General features: G+C 71.3%; 11 protein-coding genes. 7 read left to right on the top strand and 4 right to left on the bottom strand.

Annotation, left to right across the window (positions count from 1 at the left end):
* Positions 1-61 precede the first annotated feature (61 nt).
* Together WMF31_RS23660 and WMF31_RS23655 are read left to right on the top strand one after the other, a co-directional pair.
* Complete coding sequence (locus WMF31_RS23660) at positions 62-11620, top strand: tetratricopeptide repeat protein (protein ID WP_436604114.1); 11559 nt, start codon at positions 62-64, stop codon at positions 11618-11620.
* Between the two features lie 264 nt (positions 11621-11884).
* Complete coding sequence (locus tag WMF31_RS23655) at positions 11885-13438, top strand: serine/threonine protein kinase (protein ID WP_436604113.1); 1554 nt, start codon at positions 11885-11887, stop codon at positions 13436-13438.
* A 57-nt stretch (positions 13439-13495) separates the two neighbouring features.
* Here WMF31_RS23655 and WMF31_RS23650 read toward each other — a convergent pair whose 3' ends face one another.
* Positions 13496-17380, bottom strand: coding sequence for a serine/threonine-protein kinase (locus WMF31_RS23650; protein ID WP_436604112.1), 3885 nt, complete (start codon positions 17378-17380; stop codon positions 13496-13498).
* Between the two features lie 375 nt (positions 17381-17755).
* Here WMF31_RS23650 and WMF31_RS23645 point away from each other — a divergent pair, with 375 nt between their 5' ends.
* The 4 genes from WMF31_RS23645 (at position 17756) to WMF31_RS23630 (ending at position 22099) form a co-directional block, all read left to right on the top strand.
* Entirely contained in the window at positions 17756-17884 is a 129-nt protein-coding gene (locus WMF31_RS23645; RefSeq protein ID WP_436604111.1) for a hypothetical protein, read from the top strand.
* Between the two features lie 64 nt (positions 17885-17948).
* Positions 17949-19511, top strand: coding sequence for a hypothetical protein (locus WMF31_RS23640; protein ID WP_436604110.1), 1563 nt, complete (start codon positions 17949-17951; stop codon positions 19509-19511).
* Entirely contained in the window at positions 19508-20416 is a 909-nt protein-coding gene (locus WMF31_RS23635) for a hypothetical protein (protein ID WP_436604109.1), read from the top strand. The genes WMF31_RS23640 and WMF31_RS23635 overlap by 4 nt, the downstream gene beginning before the upstream one ends.
* 153 nt (positions 20417-20569) lie before the next feature.
* Entirely contained in the window at positions 20570-22099 is a 1530-nt protein-coding gene (locus WMF31_RS23630) for a hypothetical protein (protein WP_436604108.1), read from the top strand.
* A 59-nt stretch (positions 22100-22158) separates the two neighbouring features.
* Here the strand turns inward: WMF31_RS23630 and WMF31_RS23625 are convergent, their stop codons facing one another.
* Complete coding sequence (locus tag WMF31_RS23625) at positions 22159-23154, bottom strand: hypothetical protein (RefSeq protein ID WP_436604107.1); 996 nt, start codon at positions 23152-23154, stop codon at positions 22159-22161.
* A gap of 12 nt (positions 23155-23166) precedes the next feature.
* Here WMF31_RS23625 and WMF31_RS23620 point away from each other — a divergent pair, with 12 nt between their 5' ends.
* Entirely contained in the window at positions 23167-23451 is a 285-nt protein-coding gene (locus WMF31_RS23620; protein WP_436604106.1) for a hypothetical protein, read from the top strand.
* Here the strand turns inward: WMF31_RS23620 and WMF31_RS23615 are convergent.
* Entirely contained in the window at positions 23435-23776 is a 342-nt protein-coding gene (locus WMF31_RS23615; RefSeq protein ID WP_436606588.1) for a hypothetical protein, read from the bottom strand. The two genes, WMF31_RS23620 and WMF31_RS23615, sit on opposite strands and share 17 nt — an antisense overlap.
* A gap of 4 nt (positions 23777-23780) precedes the next feature.
* Positions 23781-23999 (bottom strand): hypothetical protein, encoded by a 219-nt coding sequence (locus WMF31_RS23610; protein WP_436604105.1) that lies wholly within the window; start codon positions 23997-23999, stop codon positions 23781-23783.
* Between the last annotated feature and the right edge of the window lie 110 nt (positions 24000-24109).

The following is a 24109-nucleotide window of genomic DNA, read 5'->3' as shown; positions in this document are numbered from 1 at the left end:
GGCGCGGGGTACGTAAGGCGATTCAATCCGTTCGAAGGTCGGGGCCGAGGGTCGATAATCAATGGATCTTGCGCAGCGTCTCATTCATCTCGAGTCGGTTCATGACTGGCAAGGGCTCGTCGAGGAGCTCGAGAAGGGGATCGCGGCCGAAGGGGACGCGACCCGGAAGGCGGCATATCACCTGAAGCTCGGGCGGCTGCTCGACGAGAAGTTCCTTCAGGCTGTCAAGGCGCTGAAGCACTTCCAGGACGCGTACAAGCTGAATCCAGCGCTGCTCGAGGCGCTGGAGTCGGCTCGTGCGATCTACTGGGACCTCGGCAAGACCAACATGGTGCAGAAGCTCCTGGAGCTCGAGCTGAGGAACTCCCCCGAGGGGACCACGGCCGCCGAGCTCCTCGTGGAGCTCGGCGACGTGCTCTGCGACGCGGGCGACTTCGAGCGCGCGACCGCGACGTACGCGCGTGCGCTCGGCGCCTCCGGCGGGACGAGCGAGGAGGCGCGGGCATGCCTCGGCGACATGCAGGTGGATGAGTCGTCGTGGGAGGCGCACCTCGCGGGGCTGGTCGAGGCGGCCGAGGCGGCGACGAGCCCGCACGAGCGCAAGCGGCTGCTGCTCCGCGCGGCGCGGCTCGCGAAGCGCTTCGATCGCGGTCGGCTCGAGGAGCTGCTCAGGCAGGCGTACGAGGCGGCGCCCACCGACAAGCAAACGGCGGCGATGTTCGAGGGCCTCCTCGCCGAGGAGGAGCGGCAGCAGGCGCTCGTGGAGACGCAGCGCCGCATCCTCGACGCGCGCGCCGGCGCGTCGCGCGGTCAGGCGGCGTTCAAGTTCGGCGTCCGCTGGGCCACGCGGCATCAGAACGTCGAGATCGGGTCGAAGTTCCTGGAGGAGGCGCTCCGGTACGACCCCTCGCACGAGGGGGCTTTCGCCTACCTGCGCGAGCTCTGGGGGACCCGAGAGGGCAACTGGGAGCGCGTCGCGTCGCTGGCCGAGAGCGCGGCGAACCAGAACGGCAGCTCCCCGTACATGATCGCCCAGGCCGGCGGCATCGCGTGGCGGCAGCTCGGCAATCTCATCCGGGCCAGGAGCTGGTTCGAGCGGCTCTCCGCGGTGGCCCCCACGCACCCGAGCGTGAGCGCGTTCGAGGCGCAGATCGGCGAGCGCCTCGCGGCCGCCGCGCCCGCGGCCACGGGGTCCGTTCGGCCGGCGGCCGCTGCATCCGTTCCCCCGGTGGCCGTCGCGATCGCTGCGCCCGCGGCCGCCGCGCCGGTCGAGCGCGCGGCGGACGTGACGCCCCTCCCCACGAGCGCGCCGGCTCCGGTCAGCGCGGCAGCGCCCGTCAGCGTGCGGGCGCCGGTCAGCACGCCGGCGCCGGTCAGCACGCCGGCGCCGGTCAGCACGCCGGCGCCGGTCAGCACGCCGGCGCCCGTCAGCGCGCAGGCGCCCGTCAGCGCACAGGCTCCGGTGAGCGGGAGCGCGAGCGCGCCTGGCGACGCTCCGGCCGAGGTGGCGCCGCCGCCGCGTGCGCCCGCCGAGAGCAGGCCGGCCGATTCGGAGATCGGCCGGCGGCCTACCGCGCCGCCGCCCCCGGCGGCGGAGCTCGCGGGGCGGGTCGAGGAGCTCAAGGCCAAGGCCCAGAAGCAGGAGCAGGCCAAGCGCTACAACGAGTACGTCAAGACGCTGATCGAGATCGCCGATGCGGTCTCGGATCCGGCCGAGAAGATCGAGCACTTCACGAAGGCCGCCGAGCTCTATTCGGGCAAGTTCTCGAACGCGGCCGAGGCGGTGAAGTGCTACGAGGCGGTCCTCTCGATCGACGGCGAGCACGCGCAGGCGATCGAGTTCCTCCGCCAGAGCTACGAGAAGCGGCGCGACTGGGAGAAGCTGATCGGGCTGCTCCGGCGCGAGGCCGCGGCGCTCCCGGAGGGCGCGGAGCGCGCCGCGAAGTACCTCGAGATCGCGAAGCTCGCGTCGGAGCGGGTGAAGAAGGTCGACTTCTGCATCGAGCTCTGGGACGCGGTCCTCGCGAACGATCCGGAGAACCCCGAGGCGCTCGGCGCGCTCGCAGGGCTGTACGAGAAGAACAAGGACTACCCGGCGCTGGCGGGCGTGCTGCAGAAGCAGGTCGACACGACGTTCGACAGCGCCCAGAAGCTCGCGCTGCTCAGCAAGCTCGCGCAGCTCTACGGCGATCGCCTCAAGGACGACGAGGCGGCGGTCAAGGCCTGGCAGGAGGTCATCGCGCTGAACCCCCAGGACCGCAAGGCCCAGGAGGCGCTCAAGAAGGCCTACCTCCAGCTCCAGCGCTGGGACGACCTCGAGATCTTCTACGCCGAGAGCGGCAAATGGGACGAGTTCATCCGGGTGCTCGAGTCGCAGGAGGCGAAGGAGAGCGATGACTCGGCCAAGATCAGCCTGCTCCTCAAGATCGCCGAGCTCTGGATGGTCCAGAAGCAGAAGGCGGATCGCGCGGCGCGCGCCTACGAGAAGGTGCTCTCGCTCGACGGCTCGCACCTGCAGGCCGCCGAGGCGCTGATCCCGATCTACACGCAGGCGAACAACTCGAAGGGGCTCGCGGGCGCCATCGAGGTGAAGCTCTCGCACGACCAGGACGACGTCTCCCGGCTCGACCTCTACCGGCAGGTCGCGGCGCTCTACGAGACGCGGCTCAAGGAGCCGCAGAAGGCGTTCGAGCGTTACCTGTCGGCGTTCCAGATCGCCCCGCAGGACGAGCAGTGCATCGAGGACGTCGAGCGGTCCGCGCGCGTCACCGAGGGGTGGGACGCGCTCATCGACGCCTACTCGGCGGCGATCTCGCGCAGCGAGGGCGAGGGGGACATCACGCTGGGCGTCGATCTCCGGCTCCGGCTCGGGCGCGTGCTGCTCGACGAGGTGAAGCGCGTCGACGAGGCGCTCGCGCAGTTCCGCGCGGTGTACGAGGCGGACGGCGAGAACGAGGCCGCGATCAGCGCGCTGGAGCGGCTCTACCGCGAGACGGGCCGCTTCGGCGAGCTGCTCGGCATCTACGAGAAGAAGCGGGACATCGTCTCCGAGCCCGTCGAGCGCAAGCAGATCCTGTACGCGATCGCGGCGCTCTACGAAGGGGAGCTGCGCGATCCCGCGCAGGCGATCGCGACGTACCGCCAGGTGCTCGACGACGAGCCGATGGATCCGCAGGCGCTCGCCGCGCTCGACAAGCTGTACCGCGAGCAGGAGGACTGGGAATCCTACGTCGACGTGCTCCGCAAGCGGATCGACTCCGACGTCGGGGAGCAAGCGCTCATCGATCTCAAGTTCCGCCTCGGCAGCACGCTCGAGAAGCACCTGGACGACGCGGCCGGAGCGCTCGAGAACTACAAGGAAATCCTGTTCCTCGATCCGGGCAACGAGGCGGCTCGCCTGGCGCTCGAGGCGCTCCTGTCGAACGAGGCCCTGCGCGCGGAGGCCGCGGCCATCCTGCAGGAGATCTACGAGGGGCGCGGCGACTGGGAGAAGCTGATCCAGGCGCTCGAGATCCTCGCGGACGCCGAGGGCGACACGGCGACGCGCGTCGCGCTGCTCCGGAAGGTGGCGCGGACGGCGGCCGAGAACCTGAACGATCTCGACCGCGCCTTCGACGCGCAGTCGCGGGCGCTCAAGGACGACCCGTCGCACGCCGAGACGCGGGCGGAGCTCGAGGCGCTCGCCGAGCAGGCCGGCGCCTGGGGCCGGCTCGACGTCATCTTCAGCGAGGTCGCCGACGCGCTGAGCGACGCCCGGCTGAGCCGCGAGTACTGGATGCGGCTCGCGAGCATCCACGAGCGGCTCGGCAAGGTCGAGGAGGCGGCGAACGGCTACCTCCGCGTGCTCTCAATCGACCCCTCCGACGCGGAGGCGCTGGAGGCGATGGACGCGCTGTACCGGCGCACCGAGCGCTGGGGCGATCTCATCGGCGTCTACCGGCGCCGCATCGAGCTCGTGCACGAGCCCACCGAGCGCGAGGGCCTCTACGCGCAGATGGCCGAGGTGTACGAGCAGCGCCTCGGGCAACCCGAGGAGGCGATCGCCGCCTACCGGGAGGTGCTCTCCATCGACGACGCGAGCCTGGTCGCGCTGACCGCGCTCGACGGGCTCTTCAGCCGCCAGGGCATGTGGGAGGAGCTGGCGGACAACCTCGAGGCGCAGCTCAGCCTCGCGGCCGAGGAGGAGGCGCAGATCCGGCTCATGCTGCGGCTCGCCGCGCTGCGCGAGTCGAGGATGCGGCTCGTCGAGTCGGCGATCGACATCTACCGGCAGGTGCTCGAGCGCGAGCCGACGAACGTCGAGGCGCTCGGCGCCCTCGAGCGCCTCGGGCAGCTCCCGGAGCACGAGGTCGCGATCGCCGAGATCCTCGAGCCGCTGTACCGGCAGTCGGGCGACTTCCAGAAGCTCATCGGCGTCCACGAGGTGCAGGTGCGCCGCAGCGACGACGTGACCCGTCGCGTCGAGCTGCTCCACCAGATCGCCGTGCTCTACGAGGACGCGGGCGGCGACCTCAGCTCGGCCTTCGACACCTACGCGCGCGCGCTGAGCCAGGATCCGGCCTCGGAGTCGACGCAGGAGGGGCTCGATCGGCTCGCGCGCGCGACCGGTCGCTTCGCCGACCTGGCGCGCGTGTTCGAGACGCTCGCGGCGGAGCAGAGCGACGCGGAGCTCGCGAGCACGCTCTACACGATGAGCGCGCGGATCTACGAGAACGATCTCGGCGACATGGACAGCGCCGTCGGCCACTACCGGCGCGTGCTCGAGACCGACGCGCGCAACCTGCACGCGGCCGAGTCGCTCGAGCGGCTGTTCAGGGGCTCGGAGCGCTACCACGAGCTGTCGCAGATCCTCCAGCAGAAGGCGGAGATCCTCGACGATCTGAGCGAGAAGAAGCTCGCCCTGTTCCAGGCCGCGAGCATCGAGGAGGAGGTCCTCGAGCGGCACGATCAGGCCATCGCCGTCTACGGCAAGGTGCTCGAGCTCGACGCCGAGGATCTCAGGGCGATCGACGCGCTCACCAAGCTCTACCTCGGCCTCTCGCGCTGGCAGGAGTTGCTCTCCGTCTACGCGAAGAAGGCGGACCTGGTCCTCGACTACAACGAGAAGAAGAGCATCTACTACCAGATCGGCGCGGTCTACGAGCGCGAGCTCGGCGACGTGGCGAGCGCCATCGACACCTACCAGCGGGTGCTCGAGATCGATCCCGACGACATCCAGGCGCTCGGGCGGCTCGACGTCCTGTACCAGACCGCGGAGAACTGGCTCGAGCTGCTCAGCGTGCTGCAGCGCGAGGCGGAGATCGCCGCCGATCCGGCGGAGCGCATCAGCTACCAGTACCGGATCGCGGAGCTGTACGAGCGGCACCTCGACGACGTCACCCGGGCGATCGAGCTCTACCGCGACCTCCTGCAGCAGATGCCCGATCACGAGCCGACGCTCCGCGCGCTCGAGCAGATCAAGGACGGCACCCGCGACCCGCTCAACGCGGCGCTGGTGCTCGAGCCGATCTACGACGCGTCCGGGGAGTGGCAGAAGCTGATCAGCGTCCTCGAGGTGCAGGTCAAGGTGGCCGACGACCCGTACCAGAAGGTCGATCTGCTCCACCGCATCGCGCGCCTCTCGGAGGAGATGCTGAGCGACCACGTCTCGGCCTTCGAGACGTACGCGCGGGCCGTGACGTGCAACATCGGTGACGAGGAGTCGCTCGCGAACCTCGAGCGGCTCGCGATGGTGGTGAACCGCTGGCCGCAGGTCGCCGCGCTCTACGACGCGGAGCTCGACCGGCTCGGCGATGACCCGTCGCGCTTCGTCGAGCTCGGGCTCAGGCTCGCGCAGATCTTCGAGACGCAGCTCGAGGACGTCGACAGCGCCGTCGCGCGCTACCGGCGCGTGATCGAGGTCGATCCCGAGAACCAGACGGCGATCTCGTCGCTCGACCGCCTGTTCACCGCGACCGAGCGGTGGAGCGACCTCGTCGACATCCTCGCGCGCGAGGCGGAGATCGGGCAGTCGCCCGACGACATCCTCGAGTTCAAGTACCGGCTCGGCGTGGTGTACCAGACGCGGCTCAACGACCTGCCCGCGGCCATCGCGGCGTACCGCGAGGTGCTCACCGCGGCCCCCGAGCACACGGCCACGCTCGAGGCCCTTGAGGGCCTCTTCGCCGCCGGGATCAAGCAGATCGAGATCGGCGCGATCCTGGAGCCGCTCTACCAGGCCGCCGCGGAGTGGGAGAAGCTCGGCGGGGTGCTCGAGGCGGAGCTGGCCCACCTCACGGAGGAGGCGGAGCGGCTCGCGATGTACTACCGCCTGGCGGAGCTGCAGGAGGAGCGGCTCATCTCGCCCGACGGAGCGCTCGGCGTCTTCATCCGGGCGCTCAAGGAGTACCCGCGCGACGAGCGGACGCTCGAGGAGGTCGAGCGGCTCGCCGGCTCGGTCGACGGCGGCTGGGAGCTGCTCGCCAACGCGTACGCCGATGTGCTGGGCATCCACGCTGACAAGGAGGTGCAGACCAGCATCGGCAAGCGGCTCGCGCGGGTCTTCGAGACCGATCTGAGCGACGTCGCCAAGGCCGAGGAGACATACCGCTACGTGCTCGGGATCGAGCCGCTCGAGGCCGAGGCGCTCTCGAACCTCGACCGGATCTACACCCTGCTGGAGCAGTACCCGGAGCTCGCGAGCGTGCTCGAGCAGCGGGTGCGCGCGACCGAGGATCGCCCGGAGCTCGTCGACCTGTACCTCCGGCTCGGCCAGACGTACGAGGAGCGGCTCGGCCAGCTCGACGACGCCATCCGCGCCTACCGGCAGATCTTCGACGAGCTCGAGACGACCAACGAGGAGGCGATCAGCGCGCTCGAGCGGATCTACACGACCAAGGGGGCCTGGACGCAGCTCAAGGTCGTGCTGGAGCGAGAGCTCGAGAACGCGATGGGCGACAGCCAGGAGGCGGACATCCGCGCGAAGATGGCGCACCTCCTCGCCGACCGGCTCAACGACGTCCAGGGCGCGGTCGAGACGTGGAAGCGCGTCCTCGACCTGCGCGGCGAGGACCCGGAGGCGCTCGGGGCGCTGTCCAACCTCTACGAGCGGGTGGGGCAGTGGGCCGAGCTCTGCGACGTCCTCGAGCGGCACTACGACATCGCGCTCGACGACGAGTCGCGCGTCGCGGTGCTCCTCCGCCGCGCGAAGCTGTTCCACGAGCAGCTCGGCCGCGACGACTCCGCGCTCGACGACTACCAGCGCGTCCTCGACATCGACTACGCGAACCTCGAGGCGCTCTACGCCATCGCGGCGATCTGGCGGCTGCGCAACGAGCCGCAGGAGATCGTGTCCGCGCTCCACCAGACGGTGGACCGGGCGCGCGAGGTGCTGCCGGCCGAGAACCTGATCGCGCTCTACCGCGAGCTCGGGACGACCTACCAGCACGTCATCGGGCAGTCGTACGACGCCATCGACGCGTGGCGGAAGCTGCTCGAGGTCGACCCGAAGGACTTCGAGGCGATGGCCGCGCTCGAGAACCTGCTCCGCGCCGAGGAGCGCTGGGTCGAGGTCATCGACGTGAAGATGGGCCGGGCGGCGGCGTACGAGTCGCCGGCCGACAAGGTCCGCGAGTACCTCGAGGTGGCGCAGATCTGGGAGCACCAGGTCGGCGAGCGGGACCGCGGCACGCTCGCGTACGAGCAGGTCCTGGAGCTCGAGCCGACGCACGATCAAGCGTTCACGGCGCTCGAGCAGCTCCACGACGCCGCGCGGCGGAGCGAGCCGCTCATCGAGCTCTACCTCGCGCGGCTCGAGTCACGCGAGGAGGTCCACGAGAAGACCGACATCCTCCGCAAGGTCGCCCGGGTCTTCGAGGAGCAGCTCGAGGACAAGCCCCAGGCCTTCGACGCGCTGCTCACCGCGTTCGAGATGGATTTCTCGGACATGGACACGGTCCGCTACCTCGAGCGCATGGCGCAGGCGACGAACCGCTGGCCCGAGCTCGTGCAGACGGTGAACGGCTGGCTGCAGCAGCAGACGGCGCCGCTCCAGAAGATCACCCTCTGCCTGCGGCTCGCCAAGTGGTACGCGGAGGACCTCGGCCACCCCGAGTACGCCCAGCCGTACTACCAGCAGATCCTCGCGCACGACCCGAACAACGTCGCGGTGCTGCGCCAGATGGCGAACTTCTTCAAGAAGACCGGCCAGTGGCAGCAGCAGGGGCACATGCTGACGAGCGCCCTCAACGTCGCCGTGACCGACGTCGATCGGAAGGAGATCCTGACCGAGCTCGGCGAGGTCCTCGAGAAGCACATGGGCGAGGTCGAGCAGGGGCTCGGCTTCTACAGGCGCGCCCTCGACGTCGATCCGCTGCACCTGCCGGCCCTCGAGGCCCTGGAGCGGATCTACACCGACCGCGACCAGTCGAACGACCTCGTCGACGTCCTGCTCCGCAAGGCGCGGGCCGTCAGCGATCCGGAGCTCATCGCGTCGGTGAAGCTGCGCACCGGCGGCCTCTACGAGACCAAGCTCGGCCTGATCGAGAAGGCCGGCGCGGTCTACCGTGAGGTGCTGGACATCGACGCGTCGAACCTCCTCGCGATGCGCGGGCTCGAGCGCGTGTACACGGCCACGCACCAGTGGCCGGATCTCGTGCGCGTCCTCGAGATGCAGCTCGACGTGGTCACCACCGAGCGCGAGCGCATCGACGTGTTGATGAAGATCGCGACGCTCCAGGAGGAGCAGTTCCTGAAGCCGGATCTCTCGGCCGCGCGGCTCGAGCAGGTGGTCGAGATCGACCCGACGCACGAGCCGGCGTTCGAGGCCCTGGAGCGGTGCTATCGCCGCCTGCGCCAGTGGCACGATCTCATCAACACGTACGATCGCCACATCAACGCGGCGGAGGACCGCCAGAAGAAGATCGAGCTCTGGTCCCACACGGCGAAGGTCTACGCGGAGGAGATCGAGGACCTCGATCGCGCGATCGACGCCTACCTGAACATCGTCGACATCCAGGACACCCACGTCCCGGCGCTGGAGGCCCTGGCGAAGCTCTACGAGAAGCAGGACAACCCGGCGCAGGCCATCGAGTACATGACGCGGGTCGCCGACCTGACGGTCGACGGCAAGCAGCGCGTCGAGATGTACTACCGCATCGGCAAGCAGCTCGACGAGAAGCTCGGCGATCGGGCGCTGGCCCAGGATCGCTTCGAGATGGCGCTCGATCTCGACCCGTCCCACACGCCGACGCTGGCGGCGCTGCGGGTGATCGCGATCGACGCGGCCGACTGGGATCGGGCGGCGCGGTACCTCGATCAGGAGCAGATGAACACCGAGGCGCCCCGCGCCAAGGCGCGTCTGCTCGTCGAGCTCGGCAAGCTGCGCGACGACATGCTCGGCGAGCACGACCTCGCGGTGCAGGCGTACGAGATGGCGCTGCAGAGCGATCCCGACAACGAGGACGCCGCGATGCCGCTGCTCGGCGAGTACGTCTCCACCGAGCGGTGGGCCCAGGCCGAGCCGCTCGCGGAGATGCTCGTCAGGAAGAGCAGCAAGCGCGACAGGGCCGAGCAGCACCGGCTGCAGCGGACCTTCGGCAAGGTCCTCGAGCAGCTCGGCAAGGACGAGGCGGCGCTCAAGGCGTACACGGCCGCGCACAACCTCGATCTGACCGACCACGAGACGATCCGGGGCCTCGCGGACGTCAGCTTCAAGCTCAGCGACTGGGCGAGCGCGCTGACGAACTACCAGAAGGTGCTCACCAGCCTCGACGAGGCCGAGGCCGAGGAGCGCGCGACCGTCTACCACAAGCTCGGCTGCATCAAGCAGGCGCAGGGGCAGTCGAAGCAGGCGATCAACAACTTCGAGAAGGCGCTCGGGGCCGATCCCGCGCACCGGCCGACGCTCGAGGCGATGGTCTCCGTTTACGACGGGCTCAAGGACTGGAAGCTGGTCTGCCAGTACAAGCGGCAGATCCTCGACAACGTCATGGACGGCGCCGAGCGGTTCAAGATGTTGAACGAGATCGGCGACATCTGGGTCGACAAGGAGAGCAACATCCCGAAGGGCATCGAGGCCCTGGAGGAGGCGCTCGACCTGGAGCCGCAGAACCACGTGCTGCTCCACAAGCTGCTCCAGCTCTACCAGCGGACCGGCCAGTGGGAGAGCATGGTGGAGTGCCTCCAGCGCATCGCGGAGCTCGAGTCGCAGCCGGATCGCAAGAGCCGCTACCTCTACACGATGGCGCAGATCTACCGCGACAAGCTGGAGGATCTGGGCCGCGCGGTGGAGCTGTTCAACGACGCGCTGGATCTGAACCCCGGCTTCCTCGAGGCGTTCGAGCGCATCAACAAGATCCTCACCGCCCAGAAGGAGTGGAAGCAGCTCGAGCGGGCGTACCGCAAGATGCTGCACCGGGTCGCGGGCAAGGGGAACACGGAGCTCGAGTACAACCTCTGGCACGCGCTGGGGCTCATCTACCGCGATCGGCTCGGCGACCGGACCGCCTCCATCGAGACGTTCCGCATGGCGTCGCGGCTCAAGCCCGATGACGCGATGGAGCACCTGATCCTGGCGGAGCTCTACGAGCAGTCGGAGCAGTTCGATCAGGCGATCGGCGAGTTCCAGTCCATGATCAAGCTCGATCCGATGAAGATCGATCCGTACAAGCGGGTCTACCGCCTGTACGTCGACAGCAAGCAGTACGATCAGGCGTGGTGCGTGGCGGCGGCGCTCGCGTTCCTCCGCAAGGCCGATCCCGACGAGCAGCAGTACTTCGAGGACTATCGCCCGCAGGGGCTGATCCAGGCGAAGAGCCGGCTCGACAACGAGCAGTGGATCAGGAACCTGTTCCACGAGGAGGAGAACCTCTACGTCGGCAAGATCTTCGAGATGATCGCCGGGGCGGCGCTCCGGGCGAAGATCGAGACGCTGAAGCAGCGGAGGGAGCTCCCGGTCCTCGATCCGCGGTTCCTGCAGGATCCCGCGACCTCGACGGTGACGTTCGCCCGGACGTTCGGGTGGGCGGCCAACGTCCTCGGGCTCCCGGCGCCGCGGCTCTACGTGCGGAGCGACGTGCCCGGCGCGCTCGTGGCGGTGGCCAACGAGCAGCCGGCGTCCGTCGCGGGGCAGACGGTCCTGACCGGGTTCTCGCCGCAGGAGCTCACCTTCATCGTGGGCAAGCACCTCGCGATGTACCGCGGCGAGCACTACATCAAGACGCTGTTCCCGACGGTCACCGAGCTCACGGTGCTGCTCTTCGCGGGCATCAAGATCGTCGCGCCCGACACGCCGGTGCCGCAGGACATCGAGAAGCAGATCACGGCCACGGCCCAGACGCTCCGCGGGTTCATGCAGCCGATGCAGCTCGAGGGGCTCCGCATGGTGGTCAAGAAGTTCCTCGCGGAGGGCGCGAAGGCGAACATCAAGCGGTGGGTCCAGTGCGTCGACATCACCGCCGCGCGCGCCGGCCTGCTCCTCTCGGGCGACCTCGAGATCGCCAAGAAGATCATCGCCGCGGAGCCGCAGCAGCCCGGGGATCTCCCGCCCCAGGACAAGCTCAAGGAGCTCATCGTCTTCTCGACGAGCGACCATTATTTCGCGCTGCGTCAGGCGCTCGGGATCGCCATCGGCGAGGGGTGAGCCTCCGCGGAGGCCGCGCTCGAACCCGCAGAGATCACCTCACCCACCAGAGCTCCGGGGCCGGGAGCGAAGCGCTCCTGGCCCCCGGACGCCCCCCTCAGCGTCGTCAGGATGCATATCTCCCATGAGTCTGCTTGACGAGCAGGCGATCCTTACGAACGATCGGGGTCTGTGACTTCATCCTCGATGATCGTCCGGCTCCCCGTGCAGTCTACGCAAGGCTTCGGGAGGTACAGGCTCATCGCAAAGCTAGGGCAGGGAGGGATGGCCGAGGTCTTCCTCGCTGCCCATCGCGGCCCGCTCGGCTTCGAGAAGCTGGTCGTGATCAAGCGGCTCAAGCCGGGCATCGCGACCGAGCCCGAGGTCAACGCGATGTTCCTCGACGAGGCGAGGCTCGCCGCGCGCCTGAACCACCCGAACGTCGTGCAGACGTACGAGTGCGGCCAGATCGACGACCAGTACTACATCGTGATGGAGTACCTGGAGGGGCACTCGCTCGATCGGATCTGCCGGAAGCTCGACCCGTCGCGGCACCGCGCGATCTACCTGGCGATCCTCTCCGACGCGCTCGCGGGGCTGCACTACGCGCACGACCTGATGGACTTCAACGGGCAGCCGCTCCACGTGGTCCACCGCGACATCAGCCCGCACAACATCTTCGTCACCTACGACGGGCAGGCGAAGGTCGTCGACTTCGGCATCGCGAAGTGGGCGACGCGCGACGCGGACACCAGCACCGGCGTCGTGAAGGGCAAGATCCGGTACATGGCGCCCGAGCAGGCCCTCGCGACGACGGTGGACCGCCGCGCCGACATCTTCTCGATGGGCCTCATCTTCTGGGAGCTCGTCGTGGGCGAGCGCTTCTGGGGCGAGCTCTCGGACGTGCAGATCCTCCAGCGGCTCACGTTCGGCGAGATCCCGCAGCTGCGCGAGCGGTGGCCCGCGGCGCCGGAGGCGCTCGATCGGATCTGCTCACGCGCGCTCGCGATGGCGCCCGAGGACCGGTACGCGACGGCGGCCCAGATGCGCGAGGACGTCGAGGCGTACCTCGCCACCATGGGGCGGCGCCCGGGCGCGGCGGAGATCGGCCGCCTCATCGGCGAGACGTTCGCGCACCGGCGCGCCGAGGTGCGGTCCGCCATCAGCGAGCAGCTCGGGCGGCTCCACGCCGCCACGACCGAGGGGCCGGAGGAGTTCGAGGTCCTGCCGGTGCTCGAGGAGCGCGGCGCCCTGCCGTGGTCTCAGCGGATGCCGGTGTCCCACCATTTCGCCACCCCGCTGCCGGAGGCCGTGCTGCCCGACGAGGAGTCGCGGGAAGACAGCATCTCGGACCGCAAGACGATCCCCACGATCATGGTCGCCAACAGCGCCCAGGCGAAGCGGCGCAAGGCGCTGTGGACCGCGGCGGCTGCGGCGGGCTTCGTGGCGCTCGCCGGCGTCGTGTGGGTGGTCGCCATGTTCATCGGCAGGGGGGGCGTCGAGCCCGACGACGGCGACGCTGTGGCCGTGCCGCCGGATTCGATCGTGCAGCAGCCCATCGATCTTCGCCGGTCCGATACGAGCCGCCTCATCGAGCTGCGGATCATCGCCACCCCGCTGGACGCGAAGATCTACCTCGACGATGTCGAGCTCCCCTCGAACCCGTTCTTCGCGAGGTTCGAGCGAGACGGCACGGGGCACCGCGTCCGGGTCACGGCCGACGGATACACGCCCGAGGCGCGCTTCGTGGTCTTCACGCGCGACGAGGTGCTGACCATCAACCTGCGCCCCATCCAGTCGTCCCCAACCGACAAGCGGCCCAAGCCGGGCACGAAGTGAGGGGGCCGGCCGGGCCTCCTCCCGGCGGCGACGGCGGCCCCGCCACCCCCGGGCGGGTCAGGCCTTGCTGTTGAGCATCGCCTCGATCTGCGGCGGCACGCAGCCGTAGGCCTCGGCGGCGGCGAGCATCGCCGAGTTCTGCGGCAGGTTGAGCAGGAACGAGCTCGCGTAGGGCGTCCCCTCCAGGCCCTTCAGCCGGCGCAGGAGCGGCGGCATCGCGCGCTCCATCGCGCCCCGCGCGCCCTGCAGATCGCCCATGTCCACGCAGGCGTCGTGGAGCGCGAGGTAGATCGGCGCCTCGTTGAGCAGGCTCGGCGCGCCGGCCTCGACCAGGGCCGCCGCCTCCCGCGCGATCTCCTTCGCCAGCTCGGCGTTGCCGAAGCGGCGCTCCGCCTCGGCGCAGAACCCGAGCGCCACGGGCAGGACGTCGCGGTTCTCCGTCACCCGGTAGGCGTCGGTCGCCTTCTTGAGCAGCGAGCGGGCCCGCGCGAGGCCCGACGACTCGGCGCGCAGGAGCTCGCAGCCCCGGTAGAACAGGATGCCGAGCGTCACCCGGTCGCGCACGACCCACAGGCTCCCCGCGGCCTCGTCGGCGCTCGCGCGCGGCTCCGCCAGCACGGCGTCGAGCCGCGGCTCGGGGCCGAACGTCGCCGCCCAGCAGAGCAGGATCATCTGCCCGTGCCGCACCGCCCCGGAGCTGCCGATCGCCTCCGCCGTGGCGATGCCCCCCTCGATCTCCTGGAGGGCCTCCTCCCGGGCGCCGATCGTCGTGAGCGCGAAGCCGACGTTCATCGTCAGCATCGCCTCGCGCTCCTGGAGCCCCGCGCGCCGCGCGGCCCGCGCCGCGTTTCGGCGCGCCTCCAGCGCCGCGGCGGGCTCGCCCCGCGTCTGGTGCGCCACCGCGCGCGTCTGCCAGGCGTCCACCGCCGCCCAGACGAGGCCCCGCCGCGCCGCGAGGTCGAGCAGGTGCGCGGCCTCCTGCTCGGCCATCGCGAGCTGCCCGGCGAACGCATGGACCTGCGCCAGCGTGGCCGAGCACTGGGCCTCCTCCTCGACGAGATCGATCGCCCGCGCGCGGTCGCGCAGCGCCGTCAGGCGCCCCTCCAGGTCGATCCCCGAGCCGCACGCGTGATCGTAGCGGGCGCGGGCGGTCAGGGTGCGGAGCTCGCTCGCCTCGTCGAAGACGCTCTCGCCCATCGCTCGGATCGCCGAGTCCCGCTCGGGCGAGCGCGCGTCGAGCCGCGAGTACGCCTCCTCGAGCAGGACCGCGCGGGCGAAGGCCGTCGGCTTGTCCGTGGCGAACACGAGCGCGCGGTCGGCCATCGTGACCGCGTCGCGGAGCGAGTTCGTCGCGAGGGCGCGCCGCGCCGCGGCCTCCCAGCGGACCGCGGCCTCCTCGTGCTCGCCGCCGAGATCGAAGTGCTGCGCCACCGTCGCGCTGTCCTCGCCGAGCCGGTCGAGCCAGCGCGCGGCCGCGGCGTGCAGCTTCTTCCGGAGCTCCTCGCTGGCGGAGGCGTACGCGACGTCGCGGACGAGCGCGTGCTTGAACAGGAACTCGCGCGCGCCCGCGAAGCGCGACGCGGGCTGCTCGACCAGGAGCTCCGCGGCGATGAGCTTCTTCAGCGCCGCCTCCGGATCGGCCACCCCGACCTCGGCGAGCCCCACGTCCCAGACCGACAGGCCGAACACGCTCATCCGGACGACCGCCTCGCGCGTGCCCTCGTCGAGCGCGTCGAGGCTCACCTGGATCGCCGCCTCGATGGTCGGCGCCGTGGCCGCGTCCTTCCCGGAGGCGATGACCCGCGCGAGCTCCTCGGCGAAGAGCGGCGAGCCGGCCGCCTGCTGCGCGACCCGGTCGAGCGTCGCCTCGTCGAACGGCCGCGCGGCCGCGCCGAACACGGCCCGCGCGATCTCGCGCGTGGCGCGGCGCGCGATCGGCCTGAGCTCCACGCGCACGTGGTCGCGGCCGGTGAAGCGCTGGCCCTGGTCGCGCCAGAACGCCGGGCGCACCAGGAGCAGGATGAAGAGCGCCCTGCCCGTCGCCCGCCCGAGGAGGTGATCGAGCCACGCGACGCTCTCCGGGTCGGCCCACTGCGCGTCCTCGACGAGCAGCGCGCACGGCTCGATCGAGGCGGCGCCGACGGCGATCTCGGTCATCGAGAGGTACAGCGCGTCGCGCGCGCCGCGCAGGTCGATGCCGTCGGGGAACGGCTGGTTCGCGAGCAGGCGCGCGAGCAGCCCGCCGTCGCCGTGGAGCAGCCGCCGCGCGCGCACCGCCTCGTCGGCCTGCTCCAGCGACGCGCCCTTCGGCAGGCCCATGAGCACGCGCAGCGCGTCGGTCGCGACGCCGAGCGCCTGCGCCCGGCCGAACGACTCGCAGCGCAGCTGGACGCGCCGCGGGGGATCCGGGCGGTCCGCGATGCGGGCGATGAACTCGCGCGCGAGCCGGCTCTTGCCGATCCCCGGCGGCCCCGAGATGGTCGCGACGACCGGCGTCCGGTCCTCCACGCAGCGGTCGAACGCCGCGACGGTGGTGATGAGCTCCGCGTCCCGCCCCACGAACGGCGTCTGCGCGTCGGGTCGCTTCGCCGCGCGCGCCACCACGAGCCGGGCGCCGCTCGAGAGCGGCTCGCACGTGAAGCGCCCGCGGGACAGCTCCACCGTGGTCGCGTCCGCGAGCGCCCGGCCGGGGCGCGCCTCGCGCGCGAGCGCGACGGCGCGGTCGACGACCTCGCCGGCCGAGCGCGTCCTGTCGACGCGCATGCGGCCGGAGGCGACGCCGACGCGGCCGCCGCGGCCGCCGAGCGCGAGGGCGAGCTCGAGGGCGCGGGACGCCTCGTCCCCGTGGGCCTGGCGCACGCCGAGGTGGGCGACGACCGAGTCGGTGCCGAGCGGCAGCGCGTCGGCCCCGCGGCGCCGGAGCGCCTCGAGCTCCCGCTGCCGCTCCTCGCCGGCGGCCACGTGCAGCGCCACGATCGTGGTCACGAGCCGCGTGCCCATCACGCCCGGCGGGTTGTCGCTCACGCGCAGCGGCGACGGGGTGGGCAGGTACGGCTCGCGCAGGAGCGCCTCGAGCGTCCGCGCCACCTCGCGCGCCGAGCTCGGCCTCTGGTCCCGGTCGGCCAGCAAGAGGGCGTGGATGAGGTCGTCGAGGGCCGGCGGCACGTCGAGCAGGAACTCCGAGAGGCGCGGCGCGGGCGTCGTCGCCAGGCGGACGAGGGTCGCCATCGACGTCGGCCCCATGTGCGGCGGCCGGCCCGCGACCAGCTCGAACAGCGTCGCCCCGAGCGAGTAGAGATCGCTCCGCGCGTCCACCGTCGCGTCGCCGCGCGCCTGCTCCGGCGCCATGTACGCCGGCGTGCCGACCAGGCCCCCCGCGTCGCTCATGAGCACGACCTCCTTCGACGCGGCCACCCCGAAGTCGACGAGCTTGATCTGGAGCGCGCCGCCCGGCGGGGCGTGCAGGAGGAGGATGTTGGACGGCTTGATGTCGCGGTGGACGACGCCGGCGTCGTGCGCGGCCGCGAGCGCGTTCGCCACCTGCCGCCCGACCTCGAGCGCCTCGCGCAGCGAGAGCGGGGCTCGCCGCTGGCGCGCGGCCAGGTCCTCGCCGTCGAGCCACTCCATCGCGACGTAGGTCGCCCCCTCCTCGATCCGCCGCCCCTCCGCGTCCGACGCGCCCGACTCCAGCGTGCCGAACGCCGCGACCCGCACGATCCCCGGATGATCGAGCTCCGACAGGAGCTGCCCCTCGCGGGACAGCCGGGCCTGGCCCACGGCGTCGACGCCGCTCGCCGTGATGATCTTCAGCGCCACGTACCGCTCGGTCTGCGTATCGAACGCGCGGTGCACGGTGCCGATCCCCCCGCGGCCGACCTCGCGCTCGATGCGGAACCGGCCTGCCATGAGCGGTGCTGCGGGCTGGATGCGCGCGGAGTTCATGCGCTAGCCGAGGTGATCCACGATGAGACGATGAGCGCCGAGGGCGCCCGGGTGCGGCGCGCGCGGTGGACAGGCGGCCTCGAGGCGCCGGGCCGGGCGGGCCTGCGGTGTTCCGACAGGGCGCATTCGCCACGAGATTACGCTGTCGTCCCTGGCAGTTCCAGTGTCGCGGTCACGCTGCGGTGCGCCGAACCACCTCGCTCGGGGCTGCCTCGCCGTCTCTTGCCCTGCCCTGGCGGCGGGGCACCCGGGGCGCTCCCCGCCGGGGCTTGCGTGCGGGCGAGCCCCTTGCGTCGCTGGCCAACCACGTCAGCCCTTTCCGGTGCGCGCCGCAGGTGCGCCACCACCGGTCCTGTCACCGCCTTGACGGATCCGATGCGTCCTCTTACGGTCTGCGTCCCGTTGTCATCATGGCGCGACATCTCGCTCAACGACGCCTTCCACCGCGATCGCCTCATCGAGAAGGGATCCGGGGCAGAGGTCCTGGACGAGATGGGCGGGTGACCGGGCCGACCCGGAGGGCTCGGCTGGACGCGTCGAGCCGGGCTGCTGCGAGGCGGGCACCCGCGTGCTCGGCCCCGCGCTGATGTCGGGGAGCCACGGCATGCTCGATCGCGTCGCCGTCCACCAGACCCGGCTGCGCACGCCGGGCCTCGGCCTCGACGCCAAGGGCGTCGCGCTCGGGGCCAAGGGCCTCGTCCTGCTGCCGTCGATCGATCGGCTCGTCGCGTTCCTCGCGCTCTACACGCGGCAGGGGTCGCTCGCGGACATCCTCCGGTCGCTCGTCGTCGAGGTCGTGCGATCGAAGCTGGGCGCCCGCGAGGTCACGCTCGTCTTCGCGGCGGAGAGCAGCGACCGGCTCGATCGCGTGGCCGAGGTGGCCCGGCTCGCGGGCGGATACTGCTTCACCGGGACGAGCCGCCACTTCGTCCAGTACCGCGACGCGGCCGCGCCGTTCGGGTACGACATCCCGCAGATCCTGCCGAGCGACGCGGCGCTCTCGCTCTACCACAACGCCTTCTCGCAGACGTACGACGTCGAGCGGCGCCTCGACGTGCGCGGGCTGCTCCTCCGGCTGGAGCCGCACCTCGATCCTGCGGCCGGGCGCGAGCCTGGCCCGCGCTGGATCGTGGCGGAGTCGGGGCTCGGCCCCGCGCTGATCCGCTACTTCTCCCGGAGCAACGTCGAGGCCGAGGTGGGCCTCGCCGAGTGGCCGCCCGAGTCGAGCTTCGATGACGCCCCGGTCCTGCGGTACCTCTTCCGCGTGCCGGCGGTCCCCGAGCGGATGGTCCCGCTGCTCACGAGCACGCCGGGCCTCGGGTACTTCATCCCGGTCGCGCCGGGCGTCGCGGTGGAGGTCGGGCACCGGCACCCGGTCAACCTCCGCGCTTGCCCGGTGTTCAGCGAGGCGGGCCTCGTGCTCTTCCGCGGCGGGGGGCGCGAGGTCCTGGAGGTCCCGAAGCTGCCGGCGATGGGGGACGTGTCCGCCTTCGCGCGGATCGAGCTCGGTCGAGAGCCCGCCGTCGCCCGGGTGACGCCGGAGGCCCTGCGCCCCGAGTCCGTCGTGCTGTCGCTCCGCCTCGTCCCGAGCTCCGAGCCGTGGCGGACGGTCACGGCGTCGTGGATCCGGCCGGAGGAGATGCGGCTCCTGCGTCACGTCGCCTATGCGCTCGGCCCGGACACCCTGCGCCGCGCCCGCATCGCCTTCACGGCGGCGGGCGCCTTCCTCCGCCATCCGACCGGCGTCGAGGGCATCCCGGTCGGCGAGTTCTTCCGGGAGGTCCACGCGGGCCTGTACATCCCCGCGGGCTACGACGCCGTGCCCGCGGTCGCGCCCAGCGTGCTGTTCCGCGCGCTGGGCGCGCCGGCTGGGCAGGCGCTGTTCATCGGGCGCGACGGGCGGGCCATCGGCGTGCCCGAGGAGGCGTTCGTCTCGCTGGAGACGGCGCTCCTCGAGGCGCAGCGATGGTCGCCGGTCGACGTGGTGTCCATCGACCTCACGGCCTCGCTGGCCACCGAGCTCCCCGAGGTCGTCCTCGGCGGCGTCGGCATCCGGCCGCTGCGCGACCTCGCCCCCTCCGACGCGGCCGCCGAGCCGAAGGCGCTCCCGCCGGGCCCTGGCCGTCCATGACCCGGCCCGAGGCCATCGCCGAGCGCCTCTCGGAGCTCCAGGTGAACGTGCTCGCGCCGCTGGTCCTCGGCGGCCCGCTCTGCCCGGTGCGCCCGTTCGGGGTCCGGCTCGCGCTCCTGCTCGGCGAGGGCGCGCCGGCGCTCGATCCCGACCTCGGCGCCCACATCGACGTGGTGCGCGTCCGGGTCGCCCGCCTCGTCGCCCCGGTCGACGCGCTCCCGGAGCTCACCTCGGCCGACTGGGCGCTCGCGGCCGCGCTGAACGACCTGCTCCAGCTCACCAACCACGAGCTCGCCGGGCCGCTGACGCGGAGCCGCTATCCGCGCCTGCTCGCGAGCGTCCGCGATCTCTGCGAGCTCGTGCCGGCGCCGCCGGACGTCGCCACCGCCCTCGCCCGGCACGCGACGTTCGCGCGCGTGCTCGAGTGCTTTCGCACGGACGCGCACGTCTCGTGGTGGACGGGGAGCGCGAGCTTTCGCGGCCAGCGCCCGCCCGCGCGGCTGCTCCTGTGGCGGCGGCTGCGCAACGTCGAGGTGGAGACCCGGCGCGTCGGCCTCGCCGAGATGGGCCAGGGCATCCCGGGGCTCTCGCCCGAGGACTACGCCGACGCGCTCGCGCTCTTTCTGACGCGCACGCCGCTCACGGATCTCGCGACCGCCACGCGCAGGAGCCCGCCGTTCGCGTGGTCGGCCTCGACGCTCTCGGTCGTCGCGGCCCCCCCCGGCCGGAGGCTCGCCTACCGCGTGATGCTGCGCCAGCCCCACGACCTCGTCGTCGCGACGCTCGCCCGCGCCGCGAGGGAGGTCCCGCTCCGGCTCGGCCAGGCCAGGGCGCTCTCCGAGTCGTTCGCCAGCGAGGTCGCCGCGGGGATCAAGCTGCTCGGCGAGCGCTCCGGGGCCGCGTGATCCGGGCGGCGGCCTCGATCCCGGGCGCGGCGCGGCTTTGATCGGTGGAAATGAAGCGTGATACGATCGAGCTTTCCAGAGACGGACCCCCTGTCCTCGCCCACGGTGCCTTTGACTTCCCATGACGAGCGTCGCCCCGGAGCGACAGACCGCTTGAACCGCAAGGACGCGAAGCGCGCCGGCGACGCGTCCGCCATCCCCCGGCGCATCCGGCGTCCCTCCGTCGGCTCGTGGTCGACGGGCGGGGGGCGCGGGCGCCCGTGGGCGTGCGCGCTCGCGATCGCGCTGTCGCTCGGGCTCCTCGGGGGCCCGCGGCCCGCCTTCGCCCAGGCGGACGCGGAGGCGCTGCTCGACGAGGGCAAGAAGCTCATGACGAAGGGCAAGCTCGCGGAGGCCTGCCCCAGGCTCGAGGAGAGCTACGCGCTGAGCCCGCGCTCGTCCACGCTGCTCGCGCTCGCGAGCTGCCACGAGAAGCAGGGGAAGCTCGCGACGGCGTGGTCCGAGTACATCGACCTCGGGGCCGCGGCGCGCAAGGAGGGCAACAAGCGGCTCGAGGCCGACGCGAAGGCGAGGGGAGCGCGGCTCGAGCGGCGGCTTCCGCGGCTCACGCTGAGCGTGCCGCGCGCCGCGGCGGTCGATGGGCTCGAGGTGACGCTCGACGGGGCGCCGGTCGATCGGTCGGCCTGGGGGCAGGCGAGGCCCGTGGATCCCGGCGCGCACAAGGTGAGCGCGAGCGCTCCTGGCAGGAAGCGGTGGGAGGCCTCGGTCTCGATCAAGCGTGGCGAGCGGAAGGCCGTGAGGGTCCCCGTGCTCGCCAAGGACGCCGCGGCCGCGCCGGCGAAGCCTGCGCCGGCGGCGGAGGTGCCCGCGCCGGGCGCGGCGGGGCCGGGGAAGGGGACGGCGGAGCCGGAGAAGAAGGCCGCGGCCCCGGGAAAGGGCGCGGCGGCGGGGCCAGAGAAGGGCGCGGCGGCGGGGCCAGAGAAGGGCGCGGCGGTGGCCACGGCCGCGACGCCGGACGCCTCGCCGAGGCATACGGGCAGCCTCGTGGTCGACGTCGGCGTGGCGGGCGGTGGGCTGATCGGGCTGATCGACGCCGGCAGCTTCGGGAACCTGAGCTCCTACTCGTACAGCTACGTCATCCCGGAGGGCGAGCTCATCGCGCCCTGCGACGACGACGTCTGCCACGCCAGCTTCGATCCGGCGATCGGGCCGTTCGTCGGGAGTCACGCCTTCGTCGGGCTCGCGCTGTCCGAGGAGCTCCACCTCGGCGCCCGTGTGCTCGGCGGCTACCGGTTCGGCGGCGGCTACCTGCTGGTCGGCGGCCCGTCCGTGTCGATGCGCTTCGGGCGCCTGTGGCTGGGGCTCTCGGGGTTCGGGGGCTGGGTGGCGCAGGAGGCGAAGGTCACGGGCGTGATGGGGGACATCCCCTCGCAGTGGGTCGATCTCAACCACGGCCGGACCCAGGTCGACGTGACCACGCGCGAGGGCAGCCTCCCCGAGAGCGCGCTGGTCGAGACGCTCGCGTTCGGCGGGAGCGTCGAGCTGTCGGTCGTGCTCGCCGACCTGCCGAGCTCGAGCTGGACGTCGGGCGCGCTCCTCCTGAGCGTCTGGCCGACGTTCATGAAAGGGCTGGAGGGCTTCGCGATCGCCGCGCCCGTGAGCCTGGGCTACCGGTTCTACTGAGCGGCGGCGGGCGTCGCGCTCGCCGCCCGTGTCCTCTTCCTGGAGAACCCAGCATGGGATCAACGGAGCGCCCGTGCCCAGCCGAGCGCGGCGACGTCGAGCGCGATGACCTCGCGGCGATCATGGCTCACGAACTCCACGGCGGGCCACTCGGCGAATCGCGCCTGGATTCCGGAGGGCACGAGGTGCCCTCCGAGGCGAATCCGCGCGAGGTGCGAGAGTGACGGGCGCAGGGCGAGGAGATCCTCGAACGGAAACGCTCTTGCGTCATCGATCGACCAGATTTCCAGCGATTGAAGTCGTTGAATGAGAGGGTGCGCCGCAAGGGCACGGAGTCCTTCAGGGCGCGTCGAACGATACCAGAGCCCGAGGTGCTCGAGAGAGGGAAGCCTCTCTGGCCCGAGCGGTGCGAGGGCTCCTCGCACGTCACTGTCACCGCGAAATACCGTCAGGTGCCGTAGCGCCGGCGCGGGCTGAACGAGGAGCGCTGCGAGGGCACGCTCCGGCGCGCCCAATCCGCGGAGGCCGGGAAGCGCCGCGCCGATGGCTGGACTGGACCCGCGGGCGACGAGGGATGCGACCAGCGATGCGCACCCCCACGCGTCGAGCAGGTCGAGGAATGGAGTGAGCGCGCCGAAGGTCATGATGCGAAGAGATCGGAGTGAGCGCCCGACAGCGCTCGCCAGAAATCGACGCAACCGATGCAGTCCGATGACGCCGAGCGAGACGCCGGGCTCATCTGGCGAGAAGCCGAGCGCATCACGACCGAAGCGCTCGAGCTCTGGCCGGAGTGCGTCGTCGATGGTGGCCGCATCCTCATCGTAAACCCACCCGAGGAGGCCATCCTGGCCGCCGTCGATGCACGCGAATGGCTCATCGAAATCAGGGATCGAGCCGAACGTCATCTCCTTCAGTGAATCGAGGAGCTCGCGCTCCAGGGCGCGCGCATCATCCCTATCATGACGCAGCCGTTCAACCTGGAACGCGAGCAAGGTTCCAGTCGGGTCGCCCCGCCGTTCGAGCTGTGCGGCGACCGAACGAGGTGCGGCGAGCATGTCCTCTTCCGCGTGCACCTCGGCAAGAGGTTGACTGCCAGCGGTAAACCCTTCGGCACGGAGCCGAGCGAGGCGGTGCTCAAAGACGATTTCGGCGAGAGGCGTCCTGGGGAAGCTCCGATCGAACGACGCGCGGCGGCTTCGCCCGACCGGGCGCTCCACAACGCGGACGCCGTCGATGCGCAACTCGATATGCTCGTCGCGGCGGTCAAGCCGCAGCGCGAGGCTGGCCGGCAGTCTGATGGTGTCGAGGCCGCGGCGAAACGTTTTTTTTTGGAATTCATCGCCGCCTCATGAAGCTGCCATTGTCGACGTTCCATGTGCCAAGGTTCATGGCCCCGTGTGCGTTCGGTCGGCTGAGATGGCTGGTCGGATGCGACAGGTAATCGCGACTCGCATTCGTTCCTCCTCCGATCACGCGCCCGTTTGGCGGCGATTGCCCGGCCAGGGTCCAGAGTCGCGGGATGAGCTGAGAGCAGTTGGGGCACGCCGGGATAGCGTCGCTCGATCCGGTCTCCGAGCGGATTCTGTCGACTTCGCGGAGCGCGCTCTTGAGATTCCTTTGCCAGTTGCGCTCTCCAGGCGCGCACGACCGGCCGGTTCTGCGTTCCCAGTCCCTTATATGCTCAGAGAGGGCTTGCGGCTCGGCGCAGCCTTCCGGCGGTCTTCACCCCGTGCACGAAGTACCGGAGCGCCCCCGCCGCGCCGTCCCGCTGCGCGAGCGGCAGCGCGCTCTCCGGCAGCGTCACGTAGCTCCGCTCCTCCACCCATGGATCCCCAACGTCTCGCGCCCGCTCGCAGCGCTCGTGCACCATCACGTCCCCGCGCCAGGCGTAGCACGTCACGCCGCAAGCCGGAGCGCCGGAGCGGATCGCCTCCGGAGTGTCGAGCGCCGCCCTCTCCCCGACCGGGCGACTTCGTCGCCACGCCACGTCGCCCCTTCAGCGGCGCGCCG

Source organism: Sorangium sp. So ce1036, from assembly GCF_051369805.1.
Classification (GTDB): domain Bacteria; phylum Myxococcota_A; class Polyangia; order Polyangiales; family Polyangiaceae; genus Sorangium; species Sorangium cellulosum_F.
Note: the sequence above shows the minus strand (reverse complement) of the source record. Positions and strands in the feature narration are given on the sequence as shown.

Bases quoted from the DNA above. Each gene is read 5' to 3' on its own strand.
- WMF31_RS23660 (WP_436604114.1), top strand. From the start codon at position 62: ATGGATCTTGCGCAGCGTCTCATTCATCTCGAGTCGGTTCATGACTGG.
- WMF31_RS23655 (WP_436604113.1), top strand. From the start codon at position 11,885: ATGGCCGAGGTCTTCCTCGCTGCCCATCGCGGCCCGCTCGGCTTCGAG.
- WMF31_RS23650 (WP_436604112.1), bottom strand. From the start codon at position 17,380: ATGAACTCCGCGCGCATCCAGCCCGCAGCACCGCTCATGGCAGGCCGG.
- WMF31_RS23645 (WP_436604111.1), top strand. From the start codon at position 17,756: ATGCGTCCTCTTACGGTCTGCGTCCCGTTGTCATCATGGCGCGACATC.
- WMF31_RS23635 (WP_436604109.1), top strand. From the start codon at position 19,508: ATGACCCGGCCCGAGGCCATCGCCGAGCGCCTCTCGGAGCTCCAGGTG.
- WMF31_RS23625 (WP_436604107.1), bottom strand. From the start codon at position 23,154: ATGCTCGCCGCACCTCGTTCGGTCGCCGCACAGCTCGAACGGCGGGGC.